The organism is Flavobacterium swingsii (assembly GCF_900111965.1).
Lineage (GTDB): Bacteria > Bacteroidota > Bacteroidia > Flavobacteriales > Flavobacteriaceae > Flavobacterium > Flavobacterium swingsii.
Genome location: NZ_FOJT01000004.1, coordinates 406,152 through 422,839, shown reverse-complemented (window position 1 = coordinate 422,839; position 16,688 = coordinate 406,152). Strand labels below are relative to the sequence as shown.

Sequence of the window (16,688 nt, the reverse complement as noted above, 5' to 3'; positions counted from 1 at the left end):
ATTGTAATATATAGTTGCAAATATAATTGATTTGTTATAATTTTCAGAAGCTTTTTCCCGCTATCCGTTACAATCTTTTGCTTTTTAAAGGAAAAATCAAAAGGATTTCCACTTCTATCGGGGCTATAAAGTTATACCTGACAGTTTTTTTTAAACCTATCAGGTATATATTAATTCCTATTTTTTATTTTCCATAGCATCAACTTCTTCATCTGTATGTTCCAAAATATCGATGGTTGGTTTTATAAATTCTTGTTCGTTCGACAATGTTTTGTTCAGCGATAATACAAGTGCTGGAAGTAAAACTAAGTTAGACAACATTCCGAAAAACAAAGTTATGGCAACTAATCCACCAAGAGCTACTGTACCTCCAAAACTGGATAACATAAACACCGAAAATCCGAAAAATAACACAATAGAAGTGTAAAACATACTAATTCCAGCATCGTTAAATGTGGCAATAACTGATTTTTTTATCTTCCAATCGTTTCGTGCGAGTTCCAATCTGTATTGAGCAAGGAAACGCAAAGTATCATCGACCGAAAGTCCGTAAGCGATTCCGAAAACTAATATAGTTGATGGTTTTAGCGGAATTCCTAAAAAACCCATTAATCCTGCTGTAAGAACCAGTGGCAATAAATTGGGAATTAACGATACCATTACCATTTTGACAGAACGAAACATAATTAAAACCAACAAAGAAGTAATAACAAAAGCAAAAGCTAATGAGGATAGTAAATTATCTAACAAATACTGTGTTCCTTTCTGAAAAACCGAAGCTTTTCCTGTGATAATCACATTGTATTGTGGCGATGGGAATAATTTATTGGCTTTAGCTCTGATTTGAGCTTCAATAGCATTCATTTTTTCGCCGTTTTCGTCTTTAATAAAAGTCGTAATTCTGGCAAATTGTCCTGTCGAATCTACATAACTTTTCATCAAGTTTTCTTTCGAGTTTTGCGTAGCATTTTTCGCATACGACAAGATAAAAGCTTGTTCTTGTTGCGTTGGCAATTCGTAATATTCTGGATTTCCGTTATAATAGGCTTGCTTCGAATATTTAACTAAATTTACTATCGATAATGGTTTTGCTAGCTCAGGAATTTCTTGAATGGTTTCTTCGAGTTCTTCCATGCGTTTTAGCATCGATAATTTCATGACACCTTTTTTGCGTTTGGTATCAATCATAATTTCTAATGGCATTACCCCATCGAACTCTTTTTCGAAAAATCGAATATCATCAAAAAAAGCAGTTTTCTTAGGCATATCTTCGATAATACTTCCAGAAATTCTCATTTCATAAATACCAATTATTCCAAAAATTAATAATAAAATAGTAGTGATGTAAACTCCAACTCGATTGTACTTTACGGTTCGCAAAATCCAATCCATAAATGAGGTAAGATATTCTCGTTCTAAATGCCCTAAATGCCTTGGAATTGGCGCAGGAATGTAACTGTGAAATATTGGAATAATAATTAAACACAAAACATAAAGCGCAATAATATTTATCGAAGTCACGACACCGAACTCTGTTAGTAAAACATTATTAGTTGCAATAAACGTTGCAAATCCTAACGCTGTTGTCAGGTTTGTCATTAGTGTTGCCGTTCCTGTTTTTGTAATAACACGTTGTAGGGCTTTGGCTTTATTGGCGTGAATTTTGTATTCTTGATGGTATTTGTTAGTCAAGAAAATACAGTTAGGAATTCCAATAACAATAACTAATGTTGGGACAAGTGCTGTTAATACTGTGATTTCGTAACCTAATAATCCTAACAACCCAAAAGACCACATTACACCAATAATCACAATTATTAATGAAATAATTGTTGCTCTAAATGATCGGAAAAAAAAGAAGAAAATAAGCCCTGTAATTAGTAATGCTGCTCCAATAAACAAACCAATTTCGTCTAGAATTGTTTTTGCGTTAAGCGTTCTTATGTATGGCATTCCTGAGGTTCGAAGATCGACACCAGTTTCAGTTTCGAACTTTGCTATTTGAGGAATTAGTTTATTTAATACAAAATCTTTTCTTGCTTTTGTGTTGATTATTTTTTTGTCTAAATATATTGCCGACCGAATTGCACCCGATTTTTTATTAAACAACAAACCCTCATAAAACGGCAAATTATTTAACAATTCGGATTTTACTTGAGATAAATAGTCTAAATTTTGGGTTTTATTGGTATTTATTAATGGTTTTAATTCAAAACTTTCTAAAGAATCATTTTTAACCAATTTCTTTAAGTTACTAATAGAAATAACTAAATCGACCTCTTTGTTAGATTGAATTGTAGTCATCAAATTATCCCATGCTTTATAAACTTTTGGAGTGAATAATTTTGGATCTTTTGTAGCAATGACAACAAGATTTCCTTCTTCTCCAAAGTTTTTTAAGAAAGATCTATAATCAACATTTATCTGATCATCAAACGGGATAAGGTTGGCTTCTGTTTGTGTGAATTTTATATTTTTCCATTGCATGGAAAACAGGATTGTAATGATTACAATTCCTGATAAAAAAACAACTCTATTTCTTAGAATTACTCGGGCAATAAACTCCCAAAACCCTATGCTAAACATTTTTTTCATAAAACCTAAAATGGAAAGCAAAGGTAATTAAAACCTATAAAATTTAACGGTTTAAACAAAAAGTTTTGATGGATTTATGGTCTTAATATTAAATTAATATGATTAATTTATTTAATACTTTTATTTGTATGGTTATTTTGCCATCTTTGTGAGAGAAAATTGCTTATTTCGGATATGAAAAAATTAAAGAATGCCTTATTTTATTTCACTGTTACTGGTGGTTTTACGGCTTTAATGTACTGGGTTGTTGGACAAGGCAAAAACCTAGAAATAGGCAGAAAAGTTATTACTCCTTCTACAAAAAACACACAGTGGAACCAGTTTTTAGATTCGCTCACACACAATTTACACCATCCTTTAGCCATTTTATTAGGACAAATAATTACCATAATTATCATAGCTCGTTTTTTTGGTTGGATTTTCAAAAAAATTGGTCAACCATCGGTAATTGGAGAAATAATTGCTGGTATTTTCCTAGGACCATCGGTTGTAGGAATGTATTTTCCTGAGTTTTCACTGGCATTATTCCCAACAGAATCCCTTGGAAATCTTCAATTTTTAAGTCAAATTGGACTAATCCTATTTATGTTTGTCATAGGAATGGAATTAGATATGAAAGTCCTGAAAAATAAAGCCAATGAAGCTGTAGTTATAAGTCATGCCAGTATAGTTTTTCCATTTGCACTAGGAATTTCTTTGGCCTATTTTGTTTATTACAGGTTTGCCCCACAAGGTGTCGAGTTTCTGTCTTTTAGTTTATTTATGGGAATTGCAATGAGTATTACTGCATTTCCTGTTTTGGCAAGAATTGTACAAGAAAGAGGTATTCACAAAACAAGATTAGGAAGTATCGTTATTACTTGTGCCGCTGCAGATGACATTACCGCTTGGTGTTTGCTTGCGGCCGTTATTGCTATTGTAAAAGCAGGAACATTTGTAAGTTCCCTTTACGTTATTGGTTTAGCAATATCTTATGTTTTATTAATGTTATTTCTGGTAAAACCATTCTTCAAACGAGTGGGCGATTTGTATTCGAACAACGAAAATTTAAGCAAACCCGTTGTTGCCATTTTTTTTCTAACACTTATTTTATCTTCTTATGCAACCGAAGTTATAGGAATTCACGCACTTTTTGGTGCTTTTATGACAGGTGTTATCATGCCAGATGTAGCTAAATTTAGAAATATTTTTATAGAAAAAATTGAAGATGTTGCCTTAATACTATTACTTCCTTTATTCTTTGTTTTTACAGGATTGCGCACCCAAATAGGATTAATTAATGATCCGTATTTATGGAAAATTACGGGAATTATTATTTTAGTTGCAGTCGTTGGGAAATTTGTAGGAAGTGCACTTGCCGCTAGATTTGTAGGACAAAGTTGGAAAGATAGTCTAACCATTGGCGCCTTAATGAACACCCGTGGATTGATGGAGCTTGTGGTACTAAATATTGGTTACGATTTGGGTGTTTTAAATTCTGAAATATTTACCATGTTGGTTATCATGGCATTAGTAACTACATTCATGACTGGTCCAGCGTTAGATTTGATAAATTATGTTTTTAAATCGAAAGAAGTATTAACTCCTGAAGAAGAAATTGAAACCAATAAATATAAAATTCTTATTTCGTTTGGCAACTACGAAAAAGGGAAATCATTACTTCGACTGGCAAATAGTTTGGTCAAAAAACAAAAAGATGTTTCTACCATAACGGCGATGCATTTATCTGTAAGTGATGAGATGCACGGATTTAATTTAGAAGATTATGAAAAAGAAACTTTTGTTCCTATCCTCGAAGAATCTAAAGTATTAAATCAAGAAATAAACACCATATTTAAAGCCACTATAGATATTGAAACCGATATTGCAGAAGTAGCCAATCATGGCGATTATGACTTACTTTTGGTAGGTTTAGGAAAATCTATTTTTGAAGGAACATTACTTGGAAAAGTATTAGGATTTACCACAAGAATCATAAATCCAGACCGATTATTAGATAAAATAACAGGAAAAGAAGGTTTGTTTGCCAATTCGATTTTTGATGAAAGAACACGTCAGATTATTGCAAAAAACAAAACACCATTAGGTATTCTTGTAGATAATGAATTGAATTATACTGACAAAATTTTTGTTCCCTTTTTCGGAACTGAAGACGCTTTTTTAGTAGATTATATCCAGAAATTTGTTTACAATAACAATTCGAAAATAAAAATTATTGATGTAAACAATCAAATTGAAAATAACTTTTTGATAAAAAATGCTATTCAAACTTTAGAAAAAACGTATCCAGATAACATTACTTTAGTTAGTGATTATCAGATTTTGAAACCATTTTTAATCAAACAAGATTTAATGATGATTAGTTTAGATAGCTGGAAAAAGCTAGTCGATTCGCAAAGTGTTTGGCTAAGTAATTTGCCTTCGGTATTAATTATTAAGCCTTAAGTTTAAAATCCTAAATCTATTTTAATACTTAATTTTACAGCAATATTATCTTCAAAATCCGGTAATTGATTTTGTCCGTATCTGTAAAAAGCCACGAATCCCAATCCTTGATATATTTGATTTAACTCGAAGCCAGATTCCATATAACCTTTTTCTAAGGTTTTAAAGTTTAGATTTAAATGCCTGTCTAGATTCTGTAAACTTCCAATTCCGTATTTGGTAACAAGAGAAAAAACAGGTTTAATTTTTTTGCTGATTTCAAATTTAGGAAACTGATGTTCTAACTGAAAAAAGGCATACTTATTAGAGAAAAACTCATTATAATACATAGTTTCAAAACTATCTCTTCCTGCAAACGTGATCCTTTGTATGATTTTATCTTTGGTCAAATTATTTGGTGAATGGTTGTAAACATGCGTTATCGGAATATCGCCAAAAGCGTAACCACCTTCCATCAGAAACATTAGTTTGTGGTTGGAGTTAAACTTTTTTTGGTAATCAAATCGAAAATCTACTTTACCAAAATCGAAATCATTTTGACCTAATTTAGAAATCGTTTTTGAGAACTGAAAAGTAAATTTTGGATAATTTTTATCAATTTCGATTGTTTTATTTGGAGTTTGCATATACTTGCTAAACGGATTCCATTGCAAGGAAACGGTTAGTAAAGTTGTCTTAAAATCGTTATACAAATTATCATTTAGTTTGTACAAATAATCAAATCTCGGGATAATATCGCTTTGGGAAATTTGCCAAATACTTTCGGTTTTGGGGATAATTTTAGTTTCTACAAACCCTCTCCAAGTCACATGATTATAAAAAGTACTAATATTAAATGGTCGTGGATCGTAAATTTTGAAAGTTCGTTTGTCTACTTCAAAAGAAGTGCTTGCTATTTCGTTTACGTCGTCCTTGTACGAAAAACCCAACCAAGTTTCCGAGCGATTGTCTACACGAAATGAATTTGCAACATATCCTTTAAAAAAGCCGTCTTTTGTTCCGTAAACATAATACCCTTCTAATTTGTAATTTTTAGATAACTTTTCGTTAGTAACACCACCCAATCCTAATCTAAATCCTTCGTAGTTGTTGTAACTAAAAATGTAACGTAAATCGACATCGAAAAAACCAACTGGATAATAGCCTTTTAGCACCTTTCGCCCAATTTTAATTTTATTTTCGTACTTTCTTTTCTGAATCAAACTATCTAACGAAAAATAGGTTGTACTGCTTCTCACATCAGTCGAATCATTAAAATAATTATACCAAAGTGGTTCTTTTTTCGAAATAGCATTTTCGCTTATTGTGATGGCAATATCTGGATTTTTTATTTTTGGAGTTTCATTAAATCTTGGTTCAAAATAAGTTGTATTAGATTTTATTTCGACAAAATCTGAAGCATATTTTTTTCCTTTTGGATTTAATTTAGAATCATTTCCTTCAAAAGTAATGGTTTCGCCAAGTATTTTTATAGGTGCTTTACTATTTCCTTTTTTTATAGAAAGATTACTTTTTGTAGGAAACCAATTGCCTAATTCTTTATCGTACTGAAAATAATGATTGAATTTTATTTGTACTAATCCCGAAACTTTTAACTCGATTTTGGCGATGCTATATTTTTTGGCATCAATAAACAAAACACCCTCCAACTGATCGGTTTTAGATTTTTGTTTGGGTTGAAATAAAACTTTGTAAGCTTTTCGACCATCTAAAACAGTAGTTTCTAAAAAAGTGTAATTGTATTTTCGAGTTCCTTTATCGGAAATTGGGCTTGTGTATTCTTTTTCTACTAACGAATATTTATTATCATAAACCGAAAATGGTTGTAATTGTAATGCAAAATATTCGAAAATAGGCTCTTTGAAACCTGCCATTTTTGTAGCCAGAATTCTTTCTTTTCGGTGGTTATTTACAACTTGAAATTTTGAAATTTTTTCTGTTTGATATAAATGCTGTTTTGCTATAATTTTTTTAAAAAAATAGTCGGAAGAATCTATCTTCGATAATACTTTTTTCTTGCGTTTGCTAACAAAAACAGAATCTATTCTTCCTTCAATTAAGTCCGGATTTGCAGTTATTATAAGTTTATTATATGCTGTAAATTCGTAATTTTTAGAATTGTTTACAGGTTTATAAAGAATTACTTTCTTGATAATAGTATCGCCCGTAAATGAATTTTCTTGCGCAATAGTTTTTATATTAACAAAGAGCAGAATAAAAAAACATATATAAGAAAGTTGTCTTTTTGAAACCATAACTTTTTTGTTCCTTTTTTCAGGAATACTTACAAATATAGTTTTATTAAATAAAAAATCCGAACAAATCGGATTAGTTATATCTTTTAAAACAAAAACTAGTTACGACAAAGTAACTGCCGAATTTAGAATTAGTTTAGACTTATCGAAAACATTTATGAATAAAATACCATCTTGTAAATCAGTTACTGGTATTTCACATTCTACTTTTATAGTTTTATTTTTATAATTAACTTTTCGTGAAGCACTGTAATTTAAAGTTTCTTTACCGAATTTTTCGACATTTTTACCTCCCAAAACATTATTTTTGCTGTCAATAATTTGAATATAAAAATCTTTGCTAGTCGATTTTATTAAATTGTTTTCGGCAATTATAAAACTAACTTTTATTAAATCTATTTTACTGGCTTTATCTGTTTCGGTTAGTTTTCCGGAGCCTTTTGATTTATAGAAATTTGTTTTAAAATCATAAAAATACAATTTTGAAGCCTCGGTAATTTTCTTTACTAACTTCTTGTTAGAAACTGTTAGCGTGTCATTTTTTGTTTTTTCTTTAGTCAGGCTAGCACTCGTTTTTGTTAAGTTGACATTGGTTTTTGCTAAAACGACATTGGTACTGTCTATTTTGTTTTTGTAAGAGCTTATTTCATTAAGTAGTAATTTAATTCTATTATCTACATCGTCTGCTGTTTGTTTATAATCTACAATATTTTTTTCGGTTATGTTTTTCGAATTCAAATCCAGTATAAGTTGTTTTACTTTGCCTTGTTCTGAAACTAATTTGCTAGATAATGATCTATTTGAAGTCATTACTTGAGTTAAAAACAATTGAGATTTTTCTAAATCTTTTAGCATATTCTCTTTTTCTTCTCTAAGAGAGATAATCTCTTTTTTTGATTTGCTAGACATTTTATAGATATAAAAAAGACTACCCAGCATTGTAAAAGCTAACAGAATAATTATAATTTTAAAACTTTTGTTGTTTTGTTGTTTTTTATTTTTTTTCGACATTATTTTTAAGCTGTTTTTTTTTATAGTACGGCGATTATTTTAATCGCTAATTTAAAGCATATTATTAAACTTCTTTAGCGAGCGTTTCAAATCTAACATTTTTATCTAATTTGTAATAGAGCATGATTCCTATAAGCCCTATAACTCCCATTAGCAACCAATTTGAAAAATAATTAAAATTTTCGATGACGCTAAAACCTATTTTTGGACTTAATATTTGCGCGGCACTAAAACTCATGGCATAAAAAGCCATATATTTTCCTTCTTGCCCATGAACAGCTCGAGTAAACGCAAAACTGTTGGAAAATGAAAAAAGCAATATTTGCCCTAACGTTATTAGAAAAATACTGACAACTAATATAAATACTGATTTTGAAAACAACAAAAAGAAGAAACCAGAAGTCATAAATACAGAACCTAGTAATATTATCTTAGTCGCTTCGAAGGTTTTTCTTTCTAGAAAACCTATTAGTGGCATCTCGAAAAGGAATATCAATAATCCGTTTAGTGCTAAGAGCATTCCTATTTGAAATTCATCAAGCTTCAATTTATCAGAGTTGTACAGCGGTATTGTTGTAAATAATTGAAAAAACAAAAAGGCTGTTAAAAAACTAGCGAATAAGAAAATAACAAAATTTATATCGATTTTTTGATTCGTAGTTATTACTTTATTGAGTTTTCTTTCTCTATGAATTTTTCTTCTGGCTTTGTATATTTTACTTTCATCAATTAGTAACATAAAAACTGAAATTGCAATGATACAGGTTAGTCCGTCTATCCAGAAAAGCATGTCATAATTATCTTTTTGTATCACTAATCCTGCGATAATTGGCCCTGATACAATACCAAGATTTACTGCTAGTCTGACTAAGGTTAATGCTCTAGTTCTATTTTTTTTGTTGGTAAAATTAGATACCGCTATATACATTGCGGGTTTATACGTGTCGGCAATTGCTGTTACTAGAAACAAACCGATACATATTTCTACAAAATCATACAAAAACATTAAGGAAATAATACCAAACCCTGTTAGAAAAAGGCTACCTAACATAACTGTATAAAATCCCAATCGATCTGTTAATTTCCCTCCTATCCAGTTGCCAAATAAAGCGCCAACTCCTATACAGAAAAGCATCCAACCTATTTGCGTTAAATTGAAAAAGAGATTGTCGTGCAAATATTTGGTCAAAAATAACATTACCATCGCCCCTGCGCGATTGATATAAGTTATCAATGTCAAGACCCAGACTTCTTGCGAAAAGCCTCTAAAATTATCAAAGTAGGCATTTAAATAATTTTTCATTTAAATAATTTTTTTATCAATATGAAACTATTGGGGAAATATCAATATTGATGATTTTCTTTTTTTATATATAAAAATGAATTTAGTAAATCTTTTTAATTTTTTTAGATCGGTCAGCAATATAAGACACTAACCATGCTATTTGCCCTTCCTTAGCGAAGTATAATTTTTTATCATTTATTCCTGGAATTGCTTCAAGACAAACTAGAAGAATGTTACTACCTGAAATTAGATATTTTTGAGAATAAGTTTTTAGTACACGCTCTACATCTTTATCTGTTTTAGCTAATTCCTCAAATCTTTTAAAATTATTTTTCAAAACCGCATCATAATTAAGAACGTCTTCTAAATTAAATTGATTAAAAGTTTCCTTTGCTGCACCATTATAAAGTGTATAAAAAGCCCATACAGCACCACCTGACATAAATACTTTTTCTTTTTCTAAAGCAACCGGACTTGTTCCGTACATAGCATTTATTTGATCTCTTAATGTAGGAAGAAAACCGAATGATTTTTCATTGTATTCTGAAATATCCTCTTTTCTTGTTTTTTTAATTACTGCTTCTGTAAGCGTTATGGTTCCGTAGCTAACGCTTAAAGGGAAAAACACAAAATTATCATTGTTTTTTACATCGATATATCCGCCCTTAGTGTTTCCGCCACCTATATCTAAAATCATAGAATCTTTATAATCCGAAGGAGGAACACAACCTTTTAGCAACATTTTTCCTTCTGTCTGAGCATCAATAAAATCTAGATTTTTATTTGTTGACAGTTTTACTTTATCAATTAATTCTTGTGTATTTTTCGCCATAGCAACACCAGAAGACCCAACTATAAATATGTTGTCCTCAGTCACTTTAAACTCATTTTTTATTTTTATGTAATTAGAGTAAACTACCGCAGCAGCTTTGTCTATATCTTCTTTAGCTAAATTACCATCGATGGCGATTCCTTTTGCGATACCAACATTTTCAGACCAATATGATTTAATAACAAAATCTCCTCTTTTGATGTTTTTAACATCTAAAACAGACATTTTGATTCCTTTACTACCTATTTCTATTCCTGCAAATAGGTTTTCGGGAGTTTCCTGAGAGAACAATGTATTTGGTAAAAAGAATAAAAAAACAAAAGTGCTAAGAAGTATTTTTCTAATGTTCATCGTAGGTTAAGTTTAAATTAAAAAATAGTTTTTAGTTTATCTAGCCAGTAAAAATATCAAAAAAAATAATACAAACACCTTAAATTCTTTTAAATATGAAAAAATCCGTTAAGTTTAAGAAACTTAACGGATTTTTAGGTTTTATTTAACGAAAGTTAGACCTTCATTATCTCGGCTTCTTTTACTACTAATAGCTCATCTATTTTTCTAATAAAAGTATCGGTTAGTTTCTGAACACTTTCTTCTGCACTTTTGCAAATATCTTCAGAGGTTCCGTCTTTTTCTAATTTTTTGATATCCGAATTAGCATCTTTACGAACGTTACGAACACCTATTTTAGCGTCTTCTGCTTCGGTTTTAGCTTGTTTAGCAAGATCACGTCTTCTTTCTTCGGTAAGTGGCGGAACGCTAATTATGATTACATCTCCGTTATTCATTGGGTTAAAACCAATATTGGCTATCATAATTGCTTTTTCAATTACTTGCAACATGTTTTTCTCGAAAGGCTGTAATGTGATTGTTCTAGCATCAGGCACACTAATTTTTGCTACTTGAGAAAGTGGTGTTGCCGAGCCATAATAATCCACAAAAACACTTCCTAGCATGGCTGGAGAAGCTTTTCCGGCACGAATATTTAAAAATTCTTTTTCTAAATGAGCAATAGAACCTTCCATAGATTCCTTGGTACTATCGAGAATAAAATCAATTTCTTCAGTCATTTTTTTTAAATTGTTAGATTTTAAGACTTACTTAGATTTTTTAGACTTACTTAGATTTTTAGATTTTCTGTCTAAAATATCTAATTGGTCTAAGATGTCTAAACTTATATATTTACTACTGTTCCTATGTTGTCTCCTTTGCAAATTTTAAGTAAATTTCCTTCTTTGTTCATATCAAAAACAATGATTGGCAATTTATTTTCTTGACTTAAGGTGAAAGCTGTTGTATCCATTACGTTTAGTCCTTTTTTAAGCACATCTTCGAACGAAATATAATCAAATTTTACGGCATCTTTGTTTTTTTCTGGATCTTCAGAATAAATACCATCTACACGAGTTCCTTTCAGAATAACGTCAGCATTTACCTCGACTCCTCTTAAAACGGCTGCGGTATCGGTTGTAAAATAAGGATTTCCTGTTCCTGCACCAAAAATTACAATTCTATTTTTTTCTAAATGTCTTACAGCCCTTCTTTTGATGTAAGGCTCGGCAATGGCTTCAATTTTTAAGGCCGTTTGCAAACGAGTAAGCATTCCTTTTTCTTCGAGTGCGCCTTGCAATGCCATTCCGTTTATAACTGTGGCAAGCATTCCCATGTAATCGCCCTGAACTCTGTCCATACCATTACTTGCTCCTGCGATACCTCTAAAAATATTTCCTCCTCCAATAACTATGGCAATTTGAACTCCTAACTCATGAATTTGTTTTATTTCATCGGCATATTCTGCTAAACGTTTTGGATCTATTCCGTATTGACGGTCTCCCATTAGTGCTTCGCCGCTTAATTTTAGAAGAATTCTTTTGTATTTCATTGCAATTTTGTGGTTGTTTCGTCCTGCAAATATAAAGATATTCTTCCGTTTTATAAAAATGGTTTTTATTATTTATAGATGAATTCTATTTAGTGTGGAATTTTGCGTTAGGGATAGTAGTGAAAATCCTTTTTTTGGGTTTTTTCTTGGTCAGTTCGCTATCATTCGTGTCTCCCAAAAAAAGATTGTAACGAATAGCCCGACCCTTGTGGTAACGCCCAAATTTGGGTTTTAGAATAAATTATTAATCTTCCGAAATATGTTTTTTAATAATGTCGTGCCCCAAATAAATTAGCGGTGTTAAGGCGATTGCAATAATTAATTTGAACGTATATCCTGTGAGCGCAGAAGTGATAAATGTTTCGAAATTTATTTTTCCAGGTAACCAAAATGCGATTCCTAAAACGATAAAGGAATCGAATAATTGCGAAATTACGGTTGATCCAGTGCTTCTTAGCCAAATCATTTTGTTTCCAGTTTTGTTTTTGAAGAAATGAAATAGCGCCGAATCTATTAACTGTGAAATTAAAAAAGCGATGATACTTCCCGCGATAATCCACATACTTTGCCCGAAAACGGCTTGAAACTGATTATCACTTACAGGACTAATTCCTTTGGCTGCTGGAATTGCGATTGCAAATAATAAAACAATAAAGGCATAAGTGATTAAACAAGCGGTTATAAAAGATAGTTTTCGCACTCCTTTTTCTCCGAAATATTCGTTTATTAAATCGGTGGTGATAAAAACGATTGGCCAAGGCAATATTCCGATACTCATAACAAATGGGCCAATTTGTATTAATTTTCCGCCAATAAGTTCTGCAACAACGGCATTGGTAATGAATATTCCTGCTAGAATTACAAAAATAAGTTCTCTTTTGGTTTTGAACATAGATTGGTGTTTTACCAAAGTTAGGGATTTTATTGTTTTTAGTAATTGAACAAAAGTTAATTAATGAAAACATTAATTTTTAAATCAAATTCCCAAAACGCTCGTTTAATTTTGAAAAAAAGTAAGTTGCATTCGTAATTCCAATACTCTCGGCTATTTCTTTTTTTGTAGCATAAGGATTCTCTAATAATACTATTTTTGCTTTTTGAAAACGAGCTTCCATAATCAGTTCTTGTGTCGTTTGCCCTAAAATTGCTTTCGTTTTTCGGTTTAAAGTACTTTTAGAAATATTTAGGTGTAAAGCAATATCCTCGACTCCAAAAGTTGATGAATGCATGTGAGTATAAATAAGTTCATTTAATTCAAGATTAAATTTATTTGCAAAAACGGACAAACTTTCCTTTTCTTCTGTAGCCAAAGTAGTTTCAAATGATTGCAAAATATCTAATGATTGCAACGATTTTTTTATCATTAAATGCAACTCTTCTTCTACGAAAGGTTTATTTAAATAGCCATCAATCCCCAATCGAAGCATATTGAGCTTTCCTTCTTGATCGCTTCTTGCCGTTAATACAATTATTGGTGTTTTTAGCTCCAATTCTTTGATTTTTATAACCAATCCTTCCCCATCTAAAACCGGCATCATATAATCGGTAATAATAATATCAAATGATTGTTTTTGAAGAATTTCAATTGCCTCTTGACCATTTTCGGCTTCGGTTATTTGATAATTTTCTAAAACTTCTTTCAAATAATTTCTCATTTGTGAATTGTCTTCTACAATCAAAACGGATCTGTTTAAAGTATTTGATTTATTGATACATATTTCTTTCGAAATGCTTTTTTTAGTACTATTCGTACTCATTTTCGCTTTTGTTGCACCGTATTCAATAGCTTTTTTGGGAATGGTAATCGAAAATATTGTTGCTTCGTTTGGAACACTAGACAACGAAATTTCAAACTGATGCGCCTCTACTATATTTTGAGTAAAAGACAAGCCTATCCCACTACCCTGACTCTTGGTGATGTCGTTTTTAGATTGAAAAAAACGATCAAATACTCTTTCTAAATCATATTTTGGGATTCCAATTCCTGAATCCTTTATTGTGATAATCAAATCTTCTTCTAAAAGAACTTCGATTTCAACAATTCCTTTTTTAGGCGTAAACTTTAAAGCATTGGACAGTAAATTATTGATAGATTTCGACATCAAATCCTCATCTATAAAAACATAAATTTCAGGGATATTCATTTTTAAATTAAATTGAATTTCCTTTTTTTGAAATACTTCTTTAAATTCTACATAATGCTTTTTTAAGAAAGGCTGCAAAGAAACCATTTTAGCATCAATTGTAAATTCATTAGAATCAATTTTACTCAAATTAATAATATCGCTTATAATACCTTGAATCTGTTGGATTTGACTATTAATGACGCTAATTTTTTCTTGATTTTCTTCGACAGAACCTTTTAAATTAATTCTTGATGCATTTCCTTGAATTAAAGTTAATGGTGTTCTGATTTCGTGTGAAAAATTGACAAAAAAATGCGATTTGAATTCATTCAGTTTATCGAGTTTATTTTTTTGCTCTTCTAAAACAACTTTATCAGCAATAACTTTATCTCGCTCTACTTTCAATAGATTTTCTGTTTTTATATTTTGCTTTTTAAAATAATTAGTCAAAATATAAAACAAAATGAATAAGCAAACTAAAGCTGGACTATAAAAATTAATAGTAGCGTAATGTTTGAAAAAAGAATTTGGAATAGCAAAACACAAAAGTGCAAGAGTAAAAATGCTGTAATTTATTTTCTTATTATCAGTTAGTACTAAACTTACGGCAGGCGCTAAAATTAAGTAAAATTCTAGCAATTGTCCTTTTTTGAGAAAATTTCCAAAAACAAAACTATTAACAATGAGCATCATAGCAAACATAAATCGCGCAGTTTCATACTTTCCTCTGGCGTGCAAGTATTGAGCTAAAATAATAACCATTAATTGTAAAAAATGCACAACAACATTCAAGTAAAGAATGGGCGTTTTGATTAAATAATTTAAAAGTAAAATTACCGCAGTAACATACCAACAATAGCAAAATGCATTGAACAGCTTGATTCTTTTAACTTCCGAATTGGATTGTATTGAATTACGAATTCCTAATGACACGAATGTGTCAAACCTACTTTTATTCATTTTATTATTTCAAATAATTGGATCCAATTTTAATCAAAAATATACTTTTTATGTGAGAAAACTCAATTTTGAATCAAATGGAAGTTTTGAGACACAAATAAAAGCCAAATGAATCAAATGATTCTATTTTGATTCATATCGAATTATCAAATCCTGCAAATTTGTTTCATAAACTATTAATCAAATCTTATGAAATCAAAACTATTTTTTTTAGTCCTTTTATGCTCTTTAAAAGCATTAGCACAAATACCTACTACTAATTTAGATAGTGAGTATAAATTTACAAACAATATTTTAGACACTTTTGGCACAGCCGAAAATTTGACACGAACAGGAAGTGCAGCTACCTTTACAACCGATAGATTTGGAGCAGCATCAAATGCTATAAATCTAGCTGGCGACAATTTGAGTCGTGTTCCAGTACAATCAGCAACAAGTCTTAGTATGAGTTTTTGGGTAAAAACGAGTACTAACGATGCTAATTACAGAACTATAATGGAACAATCGCAACGAGTTAATACAGCAAATGACTCATCTTCGAGAGGTTGGTATGTTTATTTACGAAACGGAATTGTTAGCTTATCGTGTAATTATTTATGGCGATGGACTGCTAATGGAGGTTTAAATACCTACACAGGCCATACAGGTTGGTGGGATTGCACTTCAAACACCAATATTGCTGATAACAATTGGCATCATGTGACAATAACTATAACCGGAAGAAGCTATTACAATTATGCTGGGGCACCAAACTGGGCATTTGAAAATGTATATAAAATTTATGTGGACAATGTGCTTAAAAATACAATAACACGAACTTATAATGCAACTACCGCTACAGGTGGAAACGGCACTAGTTCTCCCGACTTTTTACCAAATAACAATGTTGTAATAGGAAATAATAGTTATGGTAATTTAGCTGCTGCAAATAGATATACAGATACGATTGATGATATTCGATTTTATAAAACTACATTAACTCCTGCAAACGTTACGAGTTTATTCAACGAATCTGCTCCATTAAGTAGAAACGATTTCAATTCATTTTCTAATTTTAGTATCTATCCAAATCCAACAAATGGAATAGTGTCTGTAAGAAGCGTAGAAAATATCGAAAATATTGAAATTCTTTCATTAGAAGGAAGAAAAATAAAATCTTCTAATGAAGCGAAAATCGATATTTCAGATTTATCAAACGGAATATATCTGATGCAGATAAAAACTATTGATGGGAAATTTGGAACTAAAAAACTAATAAAAGAATAGGCAAATTATTTTCATAAAAAAAATCCCATTT

At 30.6% G+C, this 16,688-nt stretch carries 11 protein-coding genes; 2 read left to right on the top strand and 9 right to left on the bottom strand.

The features are described from left to right. Positions 1-177 precede the first annotated feature (177 nt). Entirely contained in the window at positions 178-2,595 is a 2,418-nt protein-coding gene (locus BM053_RS09015) for an efflux RND transporter permease subunit (protein ID WP_091476588.1), read from the bottom strand. 174 nt (positions 2,596-2,769) lie between these two features. Here BM053_RS09015 and BM053_RS09010 point away from each other — a divergent pair, with 174 nt between their 5' ends. Then, entirely contained in the window at positions 2,770-5,040 is a 2,271-nt protein-coding gene (locus BM053_RS09010) for a cation:proton antiporter (RefSeq protein WP_091476585.1), read from the top strand. Positions 5,041-5,042: 2 nt separating this feature from the next. Here BM053_RS09010 and BM053_RS09005 read toward each other — a convergent pair whose 3' ends face one another. The 8 genes from BM053_RS09005 to BM053_RS08970 all read right to left on the bottom strand — a co-directional run bounded on the left by BM053_RS09005 (position 5,043) and on the right by BM053_RS08970 (position 15,391). Continuing rightward, positions 5,043-7,295: a DUF5686 family protein gene (locus tag BM053_RS09005; RefSeq protein WP_091476583.1), complete on the bottom strand. Its 2,253-nt coding sequence runs from the start codon at positions 7,293-7,295 to the stop codon at positions 5,043-5,045. A 102-nt stretch (positions 7,296-7,397) separates the two neighbouring features. Further along, positions 7,398-8,204 carry a hypothetical protein gene (locus tag BM053_RS09000; RefSeq protein ID WP_167357329.1) on the bottom strand — a complete coding sequence of 269 codons (807 nt, stop codon included), beginning with the start codon at positions 8,202-8,204 and terminating at the stop codon, positions 7,398-7,400. A gap of 166 nt (positions 8,205-8,370) precedes the next feature. Then, positions 8,371-9,609, bottom strand: coding sequence for an MDR family MFS transporter (locus BM053_RS08995; RefSeq protein WP_091476580.1), 1,239 nt, complete (start codon positions 9,607-9,609; stop codon positions 8,371-8,373). Between the two features lie 82 nt (positions 9,610-9,691). Then, positions 9,692-10,774, bottom strand: a complete 1,083-nt coding sequence (locus tag BM053_RS08990; RefSeq protein ID WP_091476578.1) for a Ppx/GppA phosphatase family protein — start codon at positions 10,772-10,774, stop codon at positions 9,692-9,694. 155 nt (positions 10,775-10,929) lie between these two features. After that, entirely contained in the window at positions 10,930-11,493 is a 564-nt protein-coding gene (gene frr / locus BM053_RS08985; RefSeq protein WP_091476576.1) for a ribosome recycling factor, read from the bottom strand. A gap of 104 nt (positions 11,494-11,597) precedes the next feature. Next, positions 11,598-12,305 carry a UMP kinase gene (gene pyrH / locus BM053_RS08980; RefSeq protein ID WP_091476573.1) on the bottom strand — a complete coding sequence of 236 codons (708 nt, stop codon included), beginning with the start codon at positions 12,303-12,305 and terminating at the stop codon, positions 11,598-11,600. Between the two features lie 244 nt (positions 12,306-12,549). Further along, positions 12,550-13,197, bottom strand: coding sequence for a queuosine precursor transporter (locus tag BM053_RS08975; RefSeq protein WP_091476572.1), 648 nt, complete (start codon positions 13,195-13,197; stop codon positions 12,550-12,552). Positions 13,198-13,276: 79 nt separating this feature from the next. Then, positions 13,277-15,391 carry a response regulator gene (locus BM053_RS08970; RefSeq protein WP_091476569.1) on the bottom strand — a complete coding sequence of 705 codons (2,115 nt, stop codon included), beginning with the start codon at positions 15,389-15,391 and terminating at the stop codon, positions 13,277-13,279. A gap of 189 nt (positions 15,392-15,580) precedes the next feature. Here BM053_RS08970 and BM053_RS08965 point away from each other — a divergent pair, with 189 nt between their 5' ends. Then, positions 15,581-16,657: a T9SS type A sorting domain-containing protein gene (locus BM053_RS08965; protein WP_091476567.1), complete on the top strand. Its 1,077-nt coding sequence runs from the start codon at positions 15,581-15,583 to the stop codon at positions 16,655-16,657. Positions 16,658-16,688: the final 31 nt, after the last annotated feature.